This is a genomic window from Pseudomonas sp. 05N433 (assembly GCF_056396925.1).
Window position 1 is genome coordinate 51,830 of the sequence record NZ_JBFTML010000019.1, and the last position, 18,812, is coordinate 70,641.

Consider the following 18,812-nt stretch of genomic DNA (forward strand, 5'->3'; position numbering starts at 1 on the left):
CAGGCCGCGCCTAATTACTCGAACCAGTGGGCTCGGGCGGCCATGATCAACTTGCCGGCACGATCATCGTCAATGCCGTCGATGTCGAGCAGGTCGTCAATAGACTGCTCGGCCAGGTCTTCGCGGGTAATTACGCCGCGCACCGCCAGTTCCATCGCCAAATCCTTGTCCATGCCCTCAAGCGAGAGCAGGTCTTCGGCCGGATGGGCGTCTGCCAGCTTTTCCTCAGTAGCGATGGCTTTGGTCAACAAACGATCCTTGGCGCGAGCGCGAAGCTCGTTGACGGTTTCTTCGTCAAAGCCGTCGATGTTGAGCATTTCTTCCAACGGTACGTAGGCAATCTCTTCCAGGCTGGTGAAACCTTCATCTACCAGCACCTGTGCCAGGTCTTCGTCGACTTCCAGCTCGTCGATAAAGTTGCGCAGGATGTCGCCAGTTTCTGCTTGTTGCTTAGCCTGGATGTCCGATTCGGTCATCACGTTCAGGGTCCAGCCAGTCAACTGGCTAGCCAGACGCACGTTCTGACCACCGCGACCGATGGCCTGAGCCAGATTGTCTGCGCCAACGGCGATGTCCATTGCGTGGGCATCTTCGTCAACGATAATTGCCGCCACTTCAGCCGGCGACATTGCATTGATCACGAACTGAGCAGGGTTATCGTCCCACAGGACGATGTCCACACGCTCACCGCCCAACTCGCCGGACACTGCCTGGACGCGCGAACCGCGCATACCGATGCAAGCGCCTTGCGGATCGATGCGTTTGTCTTTGGAGCGGACCGCGATCTTGGCACGCGAACCCGGGTCACGGGATGCAGCCATTACTTCGATCAGGCCTTCAGCGATTTCCGGCACTTCGATGCGGAACAACTCGATCAGCATTTCCGGCGCGGTACGCGACAGGATCAGCTGCGGGCCGCGGTTCTCGGTGCGGATTTCCTTGAGCAGCGCACGCAGACGCACGCCAACCCGGAAGGTTTCGCGAGAGATGATGTCTTCACGGGCCAGCAACGCTTCTGCGTTATTGCCCAGGTCGACGATCACATTGTCGCGGGTGACTTTCTTCACGGTGCCGGAGATGATTTCCCCCAGACGCTCGCGATAGGCATCAACGACTTGAGCACGCTCGGCTTCGCGAACTTTCTGCACGATGACTTGCTTGGCAGTCTGTGCAGCAATGCGGCCGAACTCGATGGATTCGATTTTTTCTTCGACAACGTCACCGACCTTGGCGCCAGGATGCGTTTGCGCAACCTTGCTTGGCCAGGTTTCGATAGCCGGATCGTCCAGGTCTGCTTCTTCGACGACCGTCCAGCGACGGAATGTCTCATAAGCACCGGTGTGGCGATTGATTTCCACACGCAGATCGACTTCGTCCTCGAAACGTTTTTTGGTAGCAGTGGCCAGAGCCAGCTCCAGCGCTTCAAAAATTACGTTTGCCGGTACGCCCTTTTCATTGGATACCGACTCAACAACCAGCAGTACTTCTTTGCTCATCGTACGCCTCGCCTTTCGCAAGCCATTGGATCCGCGGGATCCGCGTCTCAGTCAAAACTGGGAATAATGTTGGCCTTGTCGATCATATCGATCGGCAACAGGAACTCATGGTCTTCAACCTGCACCACGACGTCCTGCTCTTCTACACCGCGCAGAAGGCCCTGAAAGTTGCGTCGACCTTCAAAAGGCGAGCGCAGCTTGATCTTCACTTGTTCACCGGCAAATTTTGCAAACTGCTCAAGAGTGAACAGTGGGCGTTCCATGCCAGGCGAGGAAACTTCAAGGGTGTACTCAACGGAGATTGGATCTTCAACATCCAGCACACCGCTGATCTGGCGACTGACGATGGCACAATCGTCCACCAGCACGCCGCCTTCTTTATCGATATAAACGCGCAACATTGAGTGGCGACCTTGAGCCGAAAACTCAATACCCCAGCATTCATAGCCTAGGGCCACGACCACCGGGGCCAGCAAGGCCTGCAACTCTTCTAGCTTGCTCGACACCTGAACCCCCTCGTGCATGTATGTGCATGCTATGCAAAATAAAAAAATGGGCGAAACGCCCATCCTTGAAACGCCGCCGAATAGCGGCGTTGAAAGTGTCCAGCTAACAAAAAGCCCCTGAAAAGGGGCTCCTTAAACTGGTTGCGGGGGCCGGATTTGAACCGACGACCTTCGGGTTATGAGCCCGACGAGCTACCAGACTGCTCCACCCCGCGACAAAGCTGGGGCGGAAGTATACGACCGATCCCTGACAGGGTCAATGTAACCTTCCACCTACAAGAAAGCCCGCAACAGCGGGCTCTCCTGATAATTGGTACCGAGAAGGGGACTCGAACCCCTACACCCTATGGGCACAACCACCTCAAGGTTGCGTGTCTACCAATTCCACCACCTCGGCAATACTACGTTTGAAACTCTTCTTACTTCTGCTCTTGAGCTGGAGGCACGCCAGTCGCTGGAGTAGCCGACTTTTGCTCTTGAAGCACCGGGACATCATCAGAAGCCGGTTTTTGCTTTGGAACTTCCAACACTGCTGGGTTTGGCAAACCTACTTGAGTCAGCTGGTGAGCTTTCTCTTTAGCAAAGTAACCTAACCCCAAGCTGGTCATGAAGAAACCGGCGGCAAGTATAGCAGTAAACTTACTAAGAAAGGTAGAGGTACCTTGGCTTCCGAACACAGTATTTGAAGCACCTGCTCCGAAAGATGCACCAGCGTCCGCACCTTTACCCTGCTGCAGCAATACCAGAGCAACTACGCCCAACGCACCCAGCAGATGAAAAACGACTACGACTGTTTCCAGCATTTTTTCAGTTTCCCGCGGCGCGACAAATCGCACCGAACTCATCTGCATTCAGGGAAGCCCCACCAATGAGCCCCCCATCGATATCCGGCATGCCGAACAGTTCGGCCGCATTGGCCGCCTTCACGCTGCCGCCGTATAGAAGCCGCACACCTTGTGCGACTTCAGAATTCTCTGCCGCCAACTGGGCGCGAATGGCTGCATGCACATCCTGCGCCTGTTGCGGCGAAGCAGTCAGCCCGGTACCAATGGCCCAGACCGGCTCGTAAGCGATTACTGCCTTTGCAAAAGCACCAACACCCAGCTCCTCGATGATGCTGCCCAGCTGACGCCCGACAACCTCAAGAGTTTTTCCAGCTTCGCGCTGCTCGAGGGTTTCCCCTACACACAACACCGGAATCAAGCCACATGCCTGTGCTGCCGCAAATTTGCGATTCAGCGTCCCGTCGAGCTCGCCCATTATCTGGCGGCGCTCAGAGTGCCCGACAAGCACCAGGGAACAACCTGCATCCACCAACTGACTCGGTGAAATTTCACCTGTCAACGCACCCTGCCCGGATTCAATCGCAGAGTTCTGCGCGCCGACCGAAATCGACTTCCCTTGCAAACCATCAATCACTTGATTGATATACAAGCAAGGCGGGAACACCGCGACATCAACACCGCTCGGCAAGGCCAGATGACGAAGGCCGTCGATCAGCTCAGCGACGCTGGCGCGGGTACCGTGCATCTTCCAGTTACCAGCTACCATAGGGCGACGCATGCTGTACCTCGTCGGTCAAAGTGGGCGCAGATGTTACCCAACACAATCATGGYTGGCAAGCCGAAATCAGGCAGAAACTTCAGTTACCAGTTTTGCCAGCTCTTCGGCGTAATCGCGAACCTGCGTTTCGTCCTCGCCTTCGACCATGACACGCACCAGCGGCTCTGTCCCGGACTTGCGCAACAACACGCGCCCGCGGCCCGCCATCGCTTGAGTGACACGATCACTGGCCTCCTTGACGGTCGGATGCTCGAGCGGGCTCACACCACCGCCAAACCGCACATTGATCAACACCTGAGGGCACTTGCGCAACGCCTGACGCGACTGAGCCAGGCCTTCTGCGCGCCGTTTCAGCGCCATCAAGACCTGCAACGCAGCAATGATCGCATCCCCGGTAGTGGTGTGACTGAAGCAGACAATGTGCCCCGAGTTTTCACCGCCCACCAGCCAATCGCGCTCCAGCAACTCGGAGATGACGTAACGGTCACCAACGTTGGCCCGCACAAAAGGAATCGCCAGATCCGCCAGGGCCAACTCCAGCCCCAGGTTACTCATCAGCGTACCGACCACACCGCCCTGCAACTTGCCACGCTCTTGCAGATCGCGAGCGATGATGAACAGCAGCTCGTCACCATCGACGACAGCACCGGTGTGATCAACCATCTGCACCCGATCACCGTCACCGTCGAAGGCGATACCCAAATCGGCGCGCTCGGCCAGCACGGCCGCTTGCAGCGGCGCCATATGGGTCGAACCGCAATTATCATTGATGTTCAGGCCGTTGGGATGAGCAGAAAGCACAACGACATCAGCCCCCAACTCACGGAACACGCTAGGCGCCACTTTATAAGTCGCGCCGTGAGCACAATCGAGCACGATCTTCAGGCCGGCAAAACTGGTGCCGGTGGGAACGCTACTCTTGCAGRATTCGATATAACGGCCCGAGGCATCGTTGATTCGCGACACTTTGCCGATCTTGCTCGACTCAACCACGGTCATCGGGGTGTCCAGCAGCTCTTCGATCATCAGCTCGACTTCATCCGGGAGCTTGGTGCCCTTACCAGAGAAAAACTTGATACCGTTGTCGTCATGAGGGTTATGCGAAGCGCTGATCACGATGCCGGCTTCGGCGTGAAAGGTCCGCGTCAAATAGGCGATGGCCGGAGTCGGCATTGGCCCCAACAGCATCACATCAGCACCGGCCGAGGTCAGCCCAGCCTCAAGCGCCGACTCGAACATGTAACCGGAGATACGGGTGTCCTTGCCCACGAGCACCTTGCAGGCGCCCATGCTGCGAAATGCCATGCCTGCCGCCCAGCCAAGCTTGAGCATGAAATCAGGAGTGATAGGGTATTGACCGACCCGACCACGAATGCCGTCGGTGCCAAAGTATTTCTTACTCATAAGTACTCCATCTTTCTTATTCAGCTGATTCTACGGCGGCAATCATCCGCACCACGTCGACCGTTTCCGCTACATCATGGACGCGCAATATACGCGCACCTTTGACCGAAGCCAGCGCCGCAAGTGCCAGACCACCATGCAGACGCTCTCCCACAGGTCGATTCAAGGCCTGGCCGATCATGCTCTTTCGCGAAACACCGACCAACAGAGGCCGCCCCAAAGCATGCAGGGCCTCCATATGCTTAAACAAACTTAGATTGTGCTGCAGGGTTTTCGCGAAGCCGAAGCCCGGATCAAGAATGATCCGCTCAGCAGGGATACCTACCGAGGCACACTGAACCATGCGCTCGGCAAGAAACTCGCCGACCTCTTTCGTAACATCCTGGTACTGAGGGTTGTCCTGCATGTCGCCCGGCTCGCCGAGCATATGCATCAGGCACACCGGCAAACCGGTGGCCGCCGCTGCATCCAGAGCACCATCTCGACGCAACGAGCGTACGTCATTGATCAACCCCGCCCCCAGCCTTGCGGTTTCACGCATGACGGCAGGCGTGGAGGTATCGACCGAGATAATCACATCCAGTTCGCGACTGATGCGCTCAACGATAGGCGCTACGCGCTCTAGCTCTTCAAGCGGCGAAACGGCCCTGGCACCGGGCCGGGTCGATTCACCACCGACGTCGATCAGCGTCGCACCGGCCGCCACCATCGCCTCGGCGTGGCGCAGGGCCGCGTCCAGCTGGCTGTATCGGCCGCCATCGGAAAAGGAATCGGGAGTGACATTGAGAATGCCCATGACATGCGTCTGGGCCAAATCAAGAACCCGGTTGCCGCAAGGCAACCGGGTCGAGGACTGAACAGAAGTCATTTCAAACCTTAAACGTCAGCAGCCGGGCCGCCGATAGGTGTTTCCGGACGCCCATCCTGCACCACCGGAGGCGTGCCGGAAGTGTCGTTGCCGCCAGACCAGTCGCGAGGTTCGCGAGGCGTACGACCCGCCATGATGTCATCGATCTGATCGGCATCGATCGTCTCGTACTTCATCAGGGCATCCGCCATCGCATCAAGCTTGTCACGGTTATCCGTGAGGATCTGCTTGGCCGTGCCGTAGCACTGGTCAATGATGCTGCGCACTTCGGAGTCGATCAGCTTGGCCGTCTCGCCAGAGAAACTGGCATGCTGACCACCGCCGCCACGACCGAGGAACACTTCGCCCTCTTCTTCGGCGTACATCAATGGACCGAGTTTTTCCGACAACCCCCACTTGGTCACCATGTTTCGTGCTATCTGGCTGGCACGCATGATGTCGTTGGACGCACCGGTGGTGACGCCATCGAAGCCCAGGGTCATCTCTTCAGCGATACGACCGCCGTACAGCGAGCAGATCTGGCTGATCAGTGCACGCTTGGACAGGCTGTAGCGATCTTCTTCCGGCAGGAACATGGTCACACCAAGTGCGCGACCGCGCGGAATGATCGACACTTTGTAGACCGGGTCATGCTCAGGCACGACGCGACCGACGATAGCGTGGCCGGCTTCGTGATAAGCAGTGTTCTGCTTTTCTTTCTCGGACATGACCATGGATTTGCGCTCGGCACCCATCATGATCTTGTCTTTGGCCAGTTCGAACTCTTTCATCTCGACGATGCGCTTGCCGGCACGAGCCGCAAACAACGAAGCCTCGTTCACCAGGTTGGCCAGGTCGGCACCGGAGAAACCAGGAGTACCACGAGCGATCACGGCCGGAGCGACGTCGTCACCCATCGGCACTTTGCGCATGTGGACCTTGAGAATCTGCTCGCGACCACGGATGTCCGGCAGGCCAACCACGACTTGACGGTCGAAGCGGCCCGGACGCAGCAACGCAGGGTCCAGTACGTCCGGACGGTTGGTCGCGGCGATGACGATGATGCCGTCATTCATTTCGAAGCCGTCCATCTCTACCAGCAACTGGTTGAGGGTCTGCTCGCGCTCATCGTGACCACCACCCATGCCGGCACCACGGTGGCGACCGACGGCGTCGATTTCATCGATGAAGATGATGCATGGCGCATGCTTCTTCGCCTGCTCGAACATGTCACGGACACGGCTGGCACCGACGCCGACGAACATTTCGACGAAATCGGAACCGGAAATAGTAAAGAACGGTACTTTGGCTTCGCCGGCAATCGCCTTGGCCAGCAAGGTTTTACCGGTACCCGGAGGACCAACCATCAGCACGCCGCGAGGAATGCGACCGCCCAGGCGCTGGAACTTGCCCGGATCACGCAGGAACTCGACCAGCTCGCCGACTTCTTCCTTGGCTTCGTCACAACCTGCAACGTCAGCCAAGGTGGTTTTCACCTGATCTTCGGAGAGCAGGCGCGCCTTGCTCTTGCCGAAACTCATCGGCCCACCCTTGCCACCGGCACCGCCCTGCATCTGCCGCATGAAGAACATGAAGACGGCGATGATCACCAGGATCGGGAAGCTTGCGACCAGGAGTTGAGTCCAGATACTTTGCTGCTCAGGTTGCTTGCCTTCGACCACAACGTGGTTATCCACGAGGTCGCCGATCAGACCGTTGTCCTGGATTGCCGGACGGATGGTCTTGAAGCTGTCGCCATCGTTGCGCTTGCCTGTAATCACGTAGCCATCAACCGCTACGCGCTCGACCTTGCCATCCTTGACCTGCTGGATGAAGTCGGAATAGTTGAGGGTCTGCGGCTCGTTAGGGCTGGAGAAGTTGTTCATCACCGTCACCAGGACAGCTGCGATGATCAACCACAGGATCAGATTCTTTGCCATATCGTTCAATTAACTACCCTCTGAAGCAAGCTCCGCTAATGGCGCGCGCTTCGCATGATATTCACCGGCCTAACTTACTACATTACCTACGGCTCTGGCAGGCGCCGTCTGTAACCCTTTGTGAAACACTTTCTACACAATATTCGCTAATGCACGCGGGGCGAAATATGAAAAACCTATCACCCCGCCAAAAAACCTCGTTTTACTCACTACGCCCGCGGTAACCCCAAGCCAACATGTATTGCTCGCGGGAACTGTCACGGGAAGAGTCTGGCTTGATCATCTGGATCTTGTCGAATTTCCGACGAGCATCCTTCAGGTAAACATCAAACCCTTCGCCCTGAAAAATCTTGATCACAAAATTACCACCCGGCTTGAGTATCCGTTCCGCCAAATCAAGCGCCAGCTCGCAAAGAAACATGGCTTTTGGCATGTCCACTTCAGGCGTACCACTCATATTGGGGGCCATATCGGAAATCACAAGGTCCACCTGCGAATTACCCACAGCTTCAAGGATCCGCGTGAGCACTTCGTCCTCGGTGAAGTCCCCCTGAATGAAAGTCACGTCCGGAATGCTGTCCATTTCCAGAATGTCCGAGGCGATCAGTCGCCCCTGACCACCAATCAGACGACTAGTCACCTGCGACCATCCGCCGGGCGCCGCACCCAGGTCGACAACACTCATGCCGGGACGGATCAGCTTGTATTTCTCCTGGACCTCCAGAAGTTTGTAACTCGCACGCGAGCGGTAGCCATCCTTTTGCGCCTGCTTCACATAGGGATCGTTGACATGTCTTTTCAGCCAACCAAGGCTTGTCTTGGAACGCGCCATTGGGCACCTCGATGATAAGGGTCGTGATTAATTGGGCGGATCCACGAGCCCTCGGGTAAAATGGCCGCCATTTTACAGAATCCAGACGAAAGGGTCAGATTATGCCGCTCACTCAAGAGCAGAAGAAACAGTACAAGTCCATTGGCCACCATCTGAAACCAGTTTTGATTGTGGCTGACAACGGCTTGACTGAAGGTGTGTTAGCCGAACTTGAACGCGCTTTGGCGGATCACGAGCTGATCAAAATCAAGCTCAACATCCTCGATCGCGAATCGCGCCTGGCAGCCATTGCAGAACTCTGCAAGGCCGGCAAAGCCGATCTGGTTCAGGTCATCGGCAAGATGGCACTGATTTATCGCAAGAACTTCAGCGTCAACAAGCAGTTGTCGAACGTCCATCGCTTCAAGTGATGGCAAGGGTCAAGGGTGTGCTTCGCGCACCCTGACACTCCACCCAGGCACCGGCTGCATCACCAGCACCAGCCCGGAAAACCCCAGGACAAGATAGCTGAACAACTGCCAATGCAGCGCCTGCGGCCAACCGAAGCGTACTGCGAAATACATCGCGCACCCATACAGCGCCATCAGCAGCAGTTGCCCGCGAATATCCCGCCATAGACTGGCAAGACCCTCGGCCTGTACCAGCACCAAAGCCTGAAAAATCACACCCGCTGTGGCGAATCCCACCATCAGCGTATTCAGCGCACCTGCAATTTCGTCGATCAGCAGCGGCGCCAGGCCTATTTGCCCCAGCACCGGCAGCAGACCGATGTGCAACAACCACAAGCCGCCAACCCAGAGCATCTGGGTCAGCTGCCAAAGCATGGCACCCGCACGTAGCGGGCGCCTTCTTTCAGATGTGGCGAACTTCGACAATCTCATACTCGATAACGCCACCCGGCGTTTTGACCGCCACCACATCACCCTCTTCCTTGGCGATCAAGGCACGGGCGATCGGCGAACCGACGGAGATCTTGCCGAGCTTGATGTCTGCTTCATCCTCACCAACGATCTGGTAAGTCACGCTTTCATCGGTCTCGACATTGGCGATTTCGACGGTGGTGCCGAAAATCACCTTGCCGGTGTGCTCGATGGTCGTTACGTCGATGACCACAGCGTTTTGCATGCGGCCTTCAATGTCACGAATCCGCGCCTCGACCATCCCCTGCTGCTCGCGAGCAGCGTGGTATTCGGCGTTTTCCTTCAAGTCACCCAACTCGCGGGCCGTACCGATGTCCTGACTGAGTTTCGGACGAACGACCTTGGTCAGATGAGCGTGTTCTTCTTCCAGGGCTTTAGCGCCCTTGACGGTCATTGGGTATTTGATCATGCCTTCAATCCTGCGTGTAGATCCTGCAAGCGGCGCACGGTCTTCTCAGGACCGAACTTCAACGCTTCGCAGATAGCTTCGCCAGCAGCAATAGTAGTGGTGCAGTAGATCTTGTGCTGCAAGGCATTACGACGAATGGAGTAGGAATCAGCGATCGACTGACGACCTTCGGTGGTGTTGATGATCAGAGTGACTTCGTCATTCTTGATCATGTCGACCACGTGCGGACGACCCTCGGTCACCTTGTTCACACGACGCACTTTCAGGCCTGCAGCTTCGATCAGCTTGGCAGTACCGGCAGTGGCGACCACTTCGAAGCCCAAGTTGATCAGATCACGGGCCACGCCTGCAACCAGCGGCTTGTCATCGTCGCGCACGCTGATGAACGCGGTACCACCGGTTGGCAGCACTTCACTGGCGCCCATCTGAGCCTTGGCAAAGGCTTCGCCGAAGGTGTCGCCCACGCCCATCACTTCACCGGTGGACTTCATCTCTGGGCCCAGGATCGGGTCCACGCCAGGGAATTTGGCGAATGGGAACACCGCCTCTTTCACGCTGTAGAAGTTCGGAATGATTTCTTTGGTGAAGCCGATTTCCTTCAGGGTTTTACCGGCCATCACGCGAGCCGCGACCATCGCCAGGGACACACCGATGCACTTGGAGACGAACGGTACGGTACGGGATGCGCGCGGGTTGACTTCGATGACGTAGATGTCTTCGCCTTGCAGCGCCAACTGAACGTTCATCAGGCCGACCACGCCCAGTTCCAGGGCCATTTTCTTGACCTGTTCGCGCATCTCGTCCTGGATATGTGCAGGCAGCGAATACGGCGGCAGGGAGCACGCGGAGTCACCGGAGTGAACGCCGGCCTGCTCAATGTGCTGCATGATCGCGCCGATCACCACGTCGGTGCCGTCGCAGACCGCATCCACGTCCATTTCGATCGCGCAGTTGAGGAAGTGGTCCAGCAGCACCGGGCTGTCGTTGGACACTTGAACCGCTTCACGCAGGTAGCGCTTGAGTTCTTCCTCTTCGTAAACGATTTCCATCGCACGCCCGCCCAGTACGTAGGACGGACGAACCACCAGCGGGTAACCGATTTTGGCGGCAGCACGAATCGCTTCATCTTCGCTGCGCACGGTGGCGTTAGGCGGCTGACGCAGGTTCAGACGCTCAACCATCTGCTGGAAGCGCTCACGGTCTTCGGCGCGGTCGATGGCGTCAGGACTGGTGCCGATGATCGGCACGCCGGCGGCTTCCAGGGCACGGGCCAGTTTCAGCGGGGTCTGACCGCCGTACTGAACGATCACGCCTTTTGGCTTCTCGACGCGGACGATTTCCAGCACGTCTTCCAGGGTCACTGGTTCGAAGTACAGACGATCGGAGGTGTCGTAGTCGGTGGAAACGGTTTCCGGGTTGCAGTTGACCATGATGGTCTCGTACCCGTCATCGCGCAGGGCCAGTGCTGCGTGTACGCAGCAATAGTCGAACTCGATGCCCTGGCCGATGCGGTTTGGACCGCCACCCAGGATCATGATCTTGTCACGGCCCGACGGCGCAGCTTCGCACTCTTCCTCGTAAGTCGAGTACAGGTACGCGGTGTCGGTGGCGAACTCGGCGGCGCAGGTGTCGACGCGCTTGTAGACCGGGAACACTTCCAGCTTGTGACGATGGGTACGCAGGTTCTTCTCGGTGACGCCCAGCAGCTTGGCCAGACGTTGATCGGAGAAGCCTTTACGCTTGAGGCGGAACATCAGGTCGCGGTCGATAGCGGACAGACCCAGGGTCTTGACCTTCTCTTCTTCCTTGATCAGATCTTCGATCTGCACCAGGAACCACGGGTCGATCATGTTCATGCCGAAGATGTCTTCGACCGACAGGCCCGCGCGGAACGCGTCAGCCACGTACCAGATACGCTCGGCACCCGGCACGGTCAGTTCGCGCTTGAGGATGCTCATGCTTTCCGGGTTGCTCAGGTCGAGCTTCTCGTCCAGGCCGCAAACACCCACTTCCAGACCGCGCAGAGCTTTCTGCAGGGATTCCTGGAAGGTCCGGCCGATGGCCATGACCTCACCGACCGACTTCATTTGAGTGGTCAGGCGTGCGTCGGCTTTCGGGAATTTCTCGAAGGCAAAGCGTGGCAGTTTGGTGACGACGTAGTCGATGGACGGCTCGAAGGACGCCGGGGTCTTGCCGCCGGTGATGTCGTTCGACAGTTCGTCGAGGGTGTAACCGACGGCCAGTTTCGCCGCGACCTTGGCGATCGGGAAACCGGTGGCTTTCGATGCCAGGGCCGAGGAACGGGATACCCGCGGGTTCATCTCGATGACCACCATGCKACCAGTGTTCGGGCAGATGCCGAACTGGACGTTGGAGCCGCCGGTTTCCACGCCGATCTCGCGCAGTACCGCCAGAGAGGCGTTACGCAGGATCTGGTATTCCTTGTCGGTCAGGGTCTGTGCGGGTGCAACCGTGATCGAGTCACCGGTGTGCACGCCCATCGGGTCGAAGTTTTCGATGGAGCAGACGATGATGCAGTTGTCCTTTTTATCGCGGACAACTTCCATCTCGTATTCTTTCCACCCAATCAGCGATTCGTCGATCAGCAGCTCTTTGGTCGGCGACAGATCCAGACCGCGGGCGCAGATTTCTTCGAATTCTTCACGGTTGTAAGCGATACCGCCACCGGTGCCGCCCATGGTGAAGGACGGACGAATGATGCACGGGAAGCCCAGACGATCGAGAACCGCATTGGCCTCTTCCATGCTATGGGCGATACCCGAACGCGGGCAGTCCAGACCGATGGATTTCATCGCCTTATCAAAGCGCGAACGGTCTTCAGCCTTGTCGATGGTGTCAGCGTTGGCGCCGATCATCTCTACGCCGAACTTCTCCAGAACGCCTTCGCGCTCCAGGTCCAGGGCGCAGTTCAGGGCGGTCTGGCCACCCATGGTCGGCAGCAGCGCGTCCGGACGCTCTTTCTCGATGATCTTGGCAACGGTCTGCCACTTGATCGGTTCGATGTAGGTGGCGTCGGCCATGGCCGGGTCGGTCATGATGGTCGCCGGGTTGGAGTTCACCAGGATGACGCGGTAACCCTCCTCGCGCAGGGCTTTACAGGCCTGGGCGCCGGAGTAGTCGAATTCGCAGGCCTGGCCGATCACGATCGGGCCAGCGCCGAGAATCAGGATGCTTTTAATGTCTGTACGTTTTGGCATGGGTTGTCACTCAAATCCGCAGGTCAGTCGGCAAGCCGTCTTGTTCAATCTCTGAAGCCTTGAGGGGGCCGCCGGTTTCGGGACCGCCCCCAGGCTTCRCTACATCAGGGCGAGCGATTAGCGTCGCTTGGCCATTTCGTTGATGAAGCGATCAAACAGTGGCGCTACGTCGTTCGGGCCAGGGCTGGCTTCAGGGTGACCCTGGAAGCTGAAGGCGCTCTTGTCGGTACGCTCGATGCCTTGCAGGGTGCCGTCGAAAAGCGATTTGTGGATCGCCCGAACGTTGCCTGGCAGGGTCGCTTCGTCTACCGCAAAACCGTGGTTCTGGCTGGTGATCATCACCACACCGCTGTCCAGATCCTGAACCGGGTGGTTTGCACCGTGGTGGCCGTGGCCCATTTTCAGGGTCTTGGCACCGGAGGCCAGAGCCAGCAGTTGGTGGCCGAGGCAGATACCGAATACCGGGATCTCGGTTTCCAGCACGTCTTTAATGGCCTGGATCGCGTAGTCGCATGGCTCAGGGTCACCCGGGCCGTTGGACAGGAACACGCCGTCCGGCTTCAGAGCCAGAACGTCAGCCGCGGGCGTTTGAGCTGGCACCACGGTCACGCGGCAACCGCGCTCGACCAGCATGCGCAGGATGTTCAGCTTGACGCCGTAGTCGTAGGCAACCACGTGGTATGGCAGATCGGAAGCGTCGATGGTCGCGTGGCTATCGGTCTTCAAGTCCCAGACAGTCGAGCGCCACTCGTACTTCTCTTTGGTGCTGACGACTTTCGCCAGGTCCATGCCCTTGAGACCAGGAAAACCCTGGGCAGCGGCGATGGCGGCTTCTTCGGAAATGTTGTCACCGGCCATGATGCAGCCGTTCTGCGCGCCTTTCTCACGCAGGATGCGTGTCAGGCGGCGAGTGTCGATACCGGCGATAGCCACGACATTATTGGCTTTCAGGTAGTCGGACAGAGACATCGTGTTGCGCCAGTTGCTCGCAACCAGTGGCAGGTCACGGATGACCAGGCCAGCGGACCAGACGCGATCGGACTCGGCGTCTTCCGGCGTAGTACCAGTGTTGCCGATGTGCGGGTAAGTCAGGGTAACGATCTGTTGGGCGTAGGAAGGATCGGTAAGGATTTCCTGATAGCCGGTCATTGCGGTGTTGAACACCACCTCACCAACGGTTTGTCCGTCGGCTCCAATGGCTTCGCCGCGAAAAATGCTGCCATCAGCAAGGGCGAGTATGGCTGGCTTAGTCAAGAAGACCTCCCGTAAATAAAGCCTGAAAGGGCGATCGCAGGTTGTAAAAAAGCGGAGTGACGTATGGACACGTCACCCCGCTTCTTCATCGAATTATTCTGCGCGCTTTTAGTGGACACACTAAAGCTGTAGCTTACAGAAAAAGGCATTTTTGGTCTACCGCCAATGAGCCCTAAAGGCCGGAGAATGCGACAGGACGTCGCTTGGCGGTTTAAAACCGGGCTCAAAGGCTATGTTTGAACCCGGTTTCGGCTGCATCTTAACGCAGGTCGAGCACGTCTTGCATGTCGTAGAGACCTGGCTCACGACCGTCCAGCCACAAAGCTGCACGTACCGCGCCCTTGGCGAAGGTCATGCGACTGGATGCCTTGTGCGTGATTTCCAGTCGCTCGCCCTCGCAGGCGAACAGCACCGTATGATCACCGACCACATCACCACCGCGAACAGTGGCAAAGCCGATCGTTTCACGCTCACGCGCACCGGTGTGACCTTCACGCCCATAGACCGCAACCTTCTGCAGATCACGATCCAGCGCATTGGCGATTACTTCACCCATGCGCAGCGCCGTGCCCGAAGGCGCATCGATCTTGTGCCGATGGTGAGCCTCGATGATTTCGATATCCGCATCATCACCCAGCACGCGCGCAGCCATGTCGAGCAGCTTCAGCGACAGGTTTACACCGACGCTGAAATTGGCCGCGAACACGATAGGAATATCCTTGCCCGCCTCGGCCAGCAACTGCTTCTGCGCGGCGTCCAGTCCCGTCGTGCCGATCACCATGGCCTTGCCCGCCTTACGGCAGAAAGCCAGGTTTTTCAGCATGACTTCCGGGAGCGTGAAGTCGATCAGCACGTCGAACTCATCAGCCACCGAATCCAGACTACCGGACAGCGGCACACCAATACGCCCCAACGAGGCCAGCTCACCGGCATCCACGCCAATCAGCGTACTGCCGGGACGCACGATGGCGGCGGTCAGACCGGTCAGCGGCGCGCGCTGCTGCACCGCCTCGACCAGGATCTTGCCCATGCGGCCGGCGGCACCCATCACAGCTATACGTCGCATGCTCACTCCTTACAAATCGCCGAAGAAGCGCTTCACGCCTTCGAACCAACCAGTGGTTTTCGGCGAATGACTGTTGTCGTCCGCCAGGGAGCTGCGGAACTCTTCCAGCAATTCGCGCTGACGACGACCCAGGTTGACCGGGGTTTCGACCGCCACACGACACATCAGGTCGCCAGCGCCGCCGCCACGAACCGGCGCAACGCCTTTGCCGCGAACACGGAACTGCTTGCCGGTCTGAGTCCCCTCAGGGATCTTCAGCTTGACCCGACCATCAAGGGTCGGAATCTCCAGCTCGCCGCCCAACGCTGCGTCGACGAAGCTGATCGGCACTTCGCAGAACAGGTGCTTGCCATCACGCTGGAAGATCGCGTGCTCACGCACATTGATCACCACGTACAGATCGCCGGTCGGACCACCCTGCGCGCCCGCTTCGCCTTCGCCGGACAGACGAATACGGTCACCGGTATCGACACCGGCCGGCACTTTGACGGAAAGCGTCTTGTACTCTTCGACACGACCTTCGCCGTGGCAGGAATCGCACGGATCGGAAATGATCTTGCCCTGGCCATGGCAACGCGGGCAGGTCTGCTGCACCGAGAAGAAGCCTTGCTGCATGCGTACCTGACCGATACCGCCACACGTCGGGCAGGTGACCGGCGAGGAGCCTTTCTTGGCGCCCGAGCCATCACACGGCTTGCAGTTGACCAGTGTCGGAACACGGATATTCACGGTTGTGCCGCGCACCGCTTCTTCCAGGTTCAACTCCAGCGTGTAACGCAGGTCGCTGCCACGCTGCGCGCCGCCACGGGAGCCGCCGCGACCGCCACCGAAGAAGTCACTGAAGACATCGCCAAAGATATCGGAGAAGTTCTGGCCACCAAAACCGGCACCGCCGCCACCCATGCTCGGGTCGACACCGGCATGACCGTATTGGTCATAGGCCGCGCGCTTGCTGGAATCGGACAGCACTTCGTAGGCCTCGTTGGCCTCCTTGAACATATCTTCCGACGCTTTGTCATCGGGATTACGGTCCGGGTGGTGCTTCATCGCCAGGCGGCGGTAGGCCTTTTTCAGGTCTGCTTCGCTTGAGCCACGCTCAACACCCAATACTTCGTAATAGTCACGCTTTGCCATAAGTCTTTGCACTCTTAAGGACGTTCGACAAACCTCTCCTGAGCCTCGTCAAACTCGTTGAGCCCCAATACAGGCCCGGACCCAACTCACGTCAATTCAACGATCCTGGTCTTTGATTCGATGCGGCACTTTCGGCGCGGAAAGCAGGAGCATCCCCGGCCATGCCACCAACACGCGAGCGTTGTCGCATGCTGTAAAAATTCGCTAACTCCAGACACGCCAACGCGGGAGCAAGCTCCCGCGCGGCGACATCCTACCAGTCACCGCCTGAAGGCAGTCAACCGGGCGACCAACAACTTACTTGTGGTCTTTAACTTCTTCGAACTCAGCGTCGACGACGTCGTCAGCTTTTTCAGCCGCTTCGCCTTTCGGTGCCGCGCCTTCAGCTGGCTGAGCCTGCTCGGCATACATTTTCTGAGCCACTGGCGCGGAGACCTTGGACAGCTCTTCAACCTTGGCTTCGATCGCAGCCTTGTCGTCGCCTTTAACAGCGGCTTCCAGGGCAACGACTGCCGCTTCGATTGCAGTCTTCTCTTCAGCGCTCACCTTGTCGCCAGCATCAGCGACCATTTTGCGAGTCGAGTGAACCAGCGCGTCGCCCTGGTTGCGAGCGCTCGCCAGCTCTTCAAACTTGCGGTCTTCTTCAGCATTCAGTTCAGCGTCGCGAACCATCTGCTGAATTTCGTCCTCGGACAGACCGGAGTTGGCCTTGATCACGATCGACTGAGTCTTGCCGGTAGCCTTGTCTTTGGCGCCTACGTGCAGAATGCCGTTGGCGTCGATGTCGAAGGTCACTTCGATTTGTGGCACGCCACGTGGAGCCGGTGGAATCTCGGCCAGGTCGAACTTGCCCAGGGACTTGTTCTGTGCGGCTTGCTTACGCTCACCTTGCAGCACGTGAATGGTCACAGCGCTCTGGTTGTCGTCAGCGGTCGAGAACACTTGCGATTTCTTGGTAGGAATCGTGGTGTTTTTCTCGATCAGCGCAGTCATCACGCCACCCATGGTTTCGATACCCAGGGTCAGCGGGCTGACGTCGAGCAGCAGAACGTCTTTCACGTCGCCGGCCAATACAGCGCCCTGGATCGCAGCACCCATGGCAACAGCTTCGTCCGGGTTAACGTCTTTACGAGCTTCTTTACCGAAGAAGTCGGAAACAGCTTTCTGCACCATTGGCATACGGGTCTGACCGCCGACCAGAATCACGTCGTCGATCTTGCTGACATCGATACCGGCGTCTTTCATCGCGATGCGGCAAGGTTCGATGGTGCGCTGAACCAGGTCTTCCACCAGCGCTTCGAGCTTGGCGCGGGAGATTTTCACGTTCAAGTGCTTAGGACCGGTAGCGTCTGCAGTGATGTACGGCAGGTTCACGTCGGTCGACTGGCTCGAGGACAGTTCGATCTTGGCTTTCTCGGCAGCTTCTTTCAGGCGCTGCATGGCCAGCGGATCACCCTTGAGGTTCATGCCGCTTTCTTTCTTGAATTCGTCGACGAGGTAGTCGATCAGGCGAATGTCAAAGTCTTCACCGCCCAGGAAGGTGTCGCCGTTGGTGGCCAACACTTCGAACTGGTGCTCGCCATCGACTTCAGCGATCTCGATAACGGAAACGTCGAAAGTACCGCCACCCAAGTCGTAAACGATCACAGTGTGATCGCCCTTGGCCTTGTCCATACCGTAGGCCAGTGCGGCTGCGGTTGGTTCGTTGATGATGCGTTTTACGTCCAGGCCCGCGATGCGGCCGGCGTCTTTGGTGGCTTGACGCTGGCTGTCGTTGAAGTAGGCCGGAACGGTGATCACCGCTTCGGTCACAGGCTCGCCGAGGTAGTCTTCGGCGGTCTTCTTCATTTTCTTCAGAATTTCAGCCGAGATTTGTGGCGGTGCCATTTTCTGGCCGTTCACTTCAACCCAGGCGTCGCTGTTGTCAGCCTTGACGATCTTGTAAGGGACCATCTGGATGTCTTTCTGTACGACTTCTTCGTCGAAACGACGACCGATCAGACGCTTCACCGCGTACAGGGTGTTATGCGGATTGGTCACTGCCTGACGCTTGGCCGACTGGCCAACCAGGATTTCGCCATCGTTGGCATAAGCGATGATCGACGGCGTGGTACGCGCGCCTTCAGCGTTTTCAATAACTTTGGCCTTGCCGTTTTCCAGCACGGAGACGCAGGAGTTGGTAGTCCCCAGGTCGATACCGATAATTTTGCCCATGTTCACTCT

At 57.9% G+C, this 18,812-nt stretch carries 16 protein-coding genes and 2 tRNA genes; 1 reads left to right on the forward strand and 17 read right to left on the reverse strand.

Going from position 1 to position 18,812, the window contains the following annotated elements; translation table 11 throughout:
* Nucleotides 1-14: 14 nt before the first annotated feature.
* The 10 genes from nusA to rlmE form a co-directional block, all read right to left on the reverse strand.
* Nucleotides 15-1,496 carry a transcription termination factor NusA gene (nusA, locus tag AC1DIS_RS12815; protein ID WP_007933547.1) on the reverse strand — a complete coding sequence of 494 codons (1,482 nt, stop codon included), beginning with the start codon at nucleotides 1,494-1,496 and terminating at the stop codon, nucleotides 15-17.
* A 47-nt stretch (nucleotides 1,497-1,543) separates the two neighbouring features.
* Nucleotides 1,544-2,002, reverse strand: a complete 459-nt coding sequence (rimP, locus tag AC1DIS_RS12820; RefSeq protein WP_007973115.1) for a ribosome maturation factor RimP — start codon at nucleotides 2,000-2,002, stop codon at nucleotides 1,544-1,546.
* 138 nt (nucleotides 2,003-2,140) lie between these two features.
* Nucleotides 2,141-2,217: transfer RNA gene (locus AC1DIS_RS12825), tRNA-Met, on the reverse strand.
* Nucleotides 2,218-2,313: 96 nt separating this feature from the next.
* Nucleotides 2,314-2,399: transfer RNA gene (locus tag AC1DIS_RS12830), tRNA-Leu, on the reverse strand.
* Between the two features lie 22 nt (nucleotides 2,400-2,421).
* A complete protein-coding gene (gene secG / locus AC1DIS_RS12835) occupies nucleotides 2,422-2,805 on the reverse strand; it encodes a preprotein translocase subunit SecG (RefSeq protein ID WP_477744048.1) in 384 nt (127 codons plus the stop codon).
* A 4-nt stretch (nucleotides 2,806-2,809) separates the two neighbouring features.
* Nucleotides 2,810-3,565 carry a triose-phosphate isomerase gene (gene tpiA / locus AC1DIS_RS12840; protein ID WP_007933541.1) on the reverse strand — a complete coding sequence of 252 codons (756 nt, stop codon included), beginning with the start codon at nucleotides 3,563-3,565 and terminating at the stop codon, nucleotides 2,810-2,812.
* Nucleotides 3,566-3,631: 66 nt separating this feature from the next.
* Nucleotides 3,632-4,969: a phosphoglucosamine mutase gene (glmM, locus tag AC1DIS_RS12845; RefSeq protein WP_477780903.1), complete on the reverse strand. Its 1,338-nt coding sequence runs from the start codon at nucleotides 4,967-4,969 to the stop codon at nucleotides 3,632-3,634.
* Nucleotides 4,970-4,985: 16 nt separating this feature from the next.
* Nucleotides 4,986-5,837 (reverse strand): dihydropteroate synthase, encoded by an 852-nt coding sequence (gene folP / locus AC1DIS_RS12850; RefSeq protein ID WP_019582454.1) that lies wholly within the window; start codon nucleotides 5,835-5,837, stop codon nucleotides 4,986-4,988.
* Nucleotides 5,838-5,845: 8 nt separating this feature from the next.
* Complete coding sequence (gene ftsH / locus AC1DIS_RS12855) at nucleotides 5,846-7,756, reverse strand: ATP-dependent zinc metalloprotease FtsH (RefSeq protein ID WP_018929483.1); 1,911 nt, start codon at nucleotides 7,754-7,756, stop codon at nucleotides 5,846-5,848.
* Between the two features lie 202 nt (nucleotides 7,757-7,958).
* Complete coding sequence (rlmE, locus tag AC1DIS_RS12860; RefSeq protein WP_007933535.1) at nucleotides 7,959-8,588, reverse strand: 23S rRNA (uridine(2552)-2'-O)-methyltransferase RlmE; 630 nt, start codon at nucleotides 8,586-8,588, stop codon at nucleotides 7,959-7,961.
* Nucleotides 8,589-8,689: 101 nt separating this feature from the next.
* On the opposite strand from rlmE, the gene AC1DIS_RS12865 reads away from it, so the two are divergent.
* A complete protein-coding gene (locus AC1DIS_RS12865; RefSeq protein WP_007900503.1) occupies nucleotides 8,690-8,998 on the forward strand; it encodes a YhbY family RNA-binding protein in 309 nt (102 codons plus the stop codon).
* A 9-nt stretch (nucleotides 8,999-9,007) separates the two neighbouring features.
* Here AC1DIS_RS12865 and AC1DIS_RS12870 read toward each other — a convergent pair whose 3' ends face one another.
* The 7 genes from AC1DIS_RS12870 to dnaK all read right to left on the reverse strand — a co-directional run bounded on the left by AC1DIS_RS12870 (nucleotide 9,008) and on the right by dnaK (nucleotide 18,803).
* Nucleotides 9,008-9,412: a hypothetical protein gene (locus AC1DIS_RS12870; protein ID WP_018929482.1), complete on the reverse strand. Its 405-nt coding sequence runs from the start codon at nucleotides 9,410-9,412 to the stop codon at nucleotides 9,008-9,010.
* A gap of 28 nt (nucleotides 9,413-9,440) precedes the next feature.
* The gene (gene greA, locus AC1DIS_RS12875) at nucleotides 9,441-9,917 is read right to left on the reverse strand and encodes a transcription elongation factor GreA (protein ID WP_018929481.1); all 477 of its coding nucleotides are present in this window, start codon (nucleotides 9,915-9,917) and stop codon (nucleotides 9,441-9,443) included.
* Complete coding sequence (gene carB / locus AC1DIS_RS12880; RefSeq protein ID WP_477780904.1) at nucleotides 9,914-13,135, reverse strand: carbamoyl-phosphate synthase large subunit; 3,222 nt, start codon at nucleotides 13,133-13,135, stop codon at nucleotides 9,914-9,916. Before carB ends, greA begins: the two co-directional genes overlap by 4 nt.
* 117 nt (nucleotides 13,136-13,252) lie before the next feature.
* A complete protein-coding gene (gene carA, locus AC1DIS_RS12885) occupies nucleotides 13,253-14,389 on the reverse strand; it encodes a glutamine-hydrolyzing carbamoyl-phosphate synthase small subunit (RefSeq protein ID WP_018929479.1) in 1,137 nt (378 codons plus the stop codon).
* A gap of 259 nt (nucleotides 14,390-14,648) precedes the next feature.
* Nucleotides 14,649-15,455: a 4-hydroxy-tetrahydrodipicolinate reductase gene (gene dapB / locus AC1DIS_RS12890; protein ID WP_026286671.1), complete on the reverse strand. Its 807-nt coding sequence runs from the start codon at nucleotides 15,453-15,455 to the stop codon at nucleotides 14,649-14,651.
* A gap of 9 nt (nucleotides 15,456-15,464) precedes the next feature.
* Complete coding sequence (gene dnaJ / locus AC1DIS_RS12895; RefSeq protein WP_018929477.1) at nucleotides 15,465-16,589, reverse strand: molecular chaperone DnaJ; 1,125 nt, start codon at nucleotides 16,587-16,589, stop codon at nucleotides 15,465-15,467.
* Between the two features lie 297 nt (nucleotides 16,590-16,886).
* Nucleotides 16,887-18,803 carry a molecular chaperone DnaK gene (gene dnaK / locus AC1DIS_RS12900; RefSeq protein WP_018929476.1) on the reverse strand — a complete coding sequence of 639 codons (1,917 nt, stop codon included), beginning with the start codon at nucleotides 18,801-18,803 and terminating at the stop codon, nucleotides 16,887-16,889.
* Between the last annotated feature and the right edge of the window lie 9 nt (nucleotides 18,804-18,812).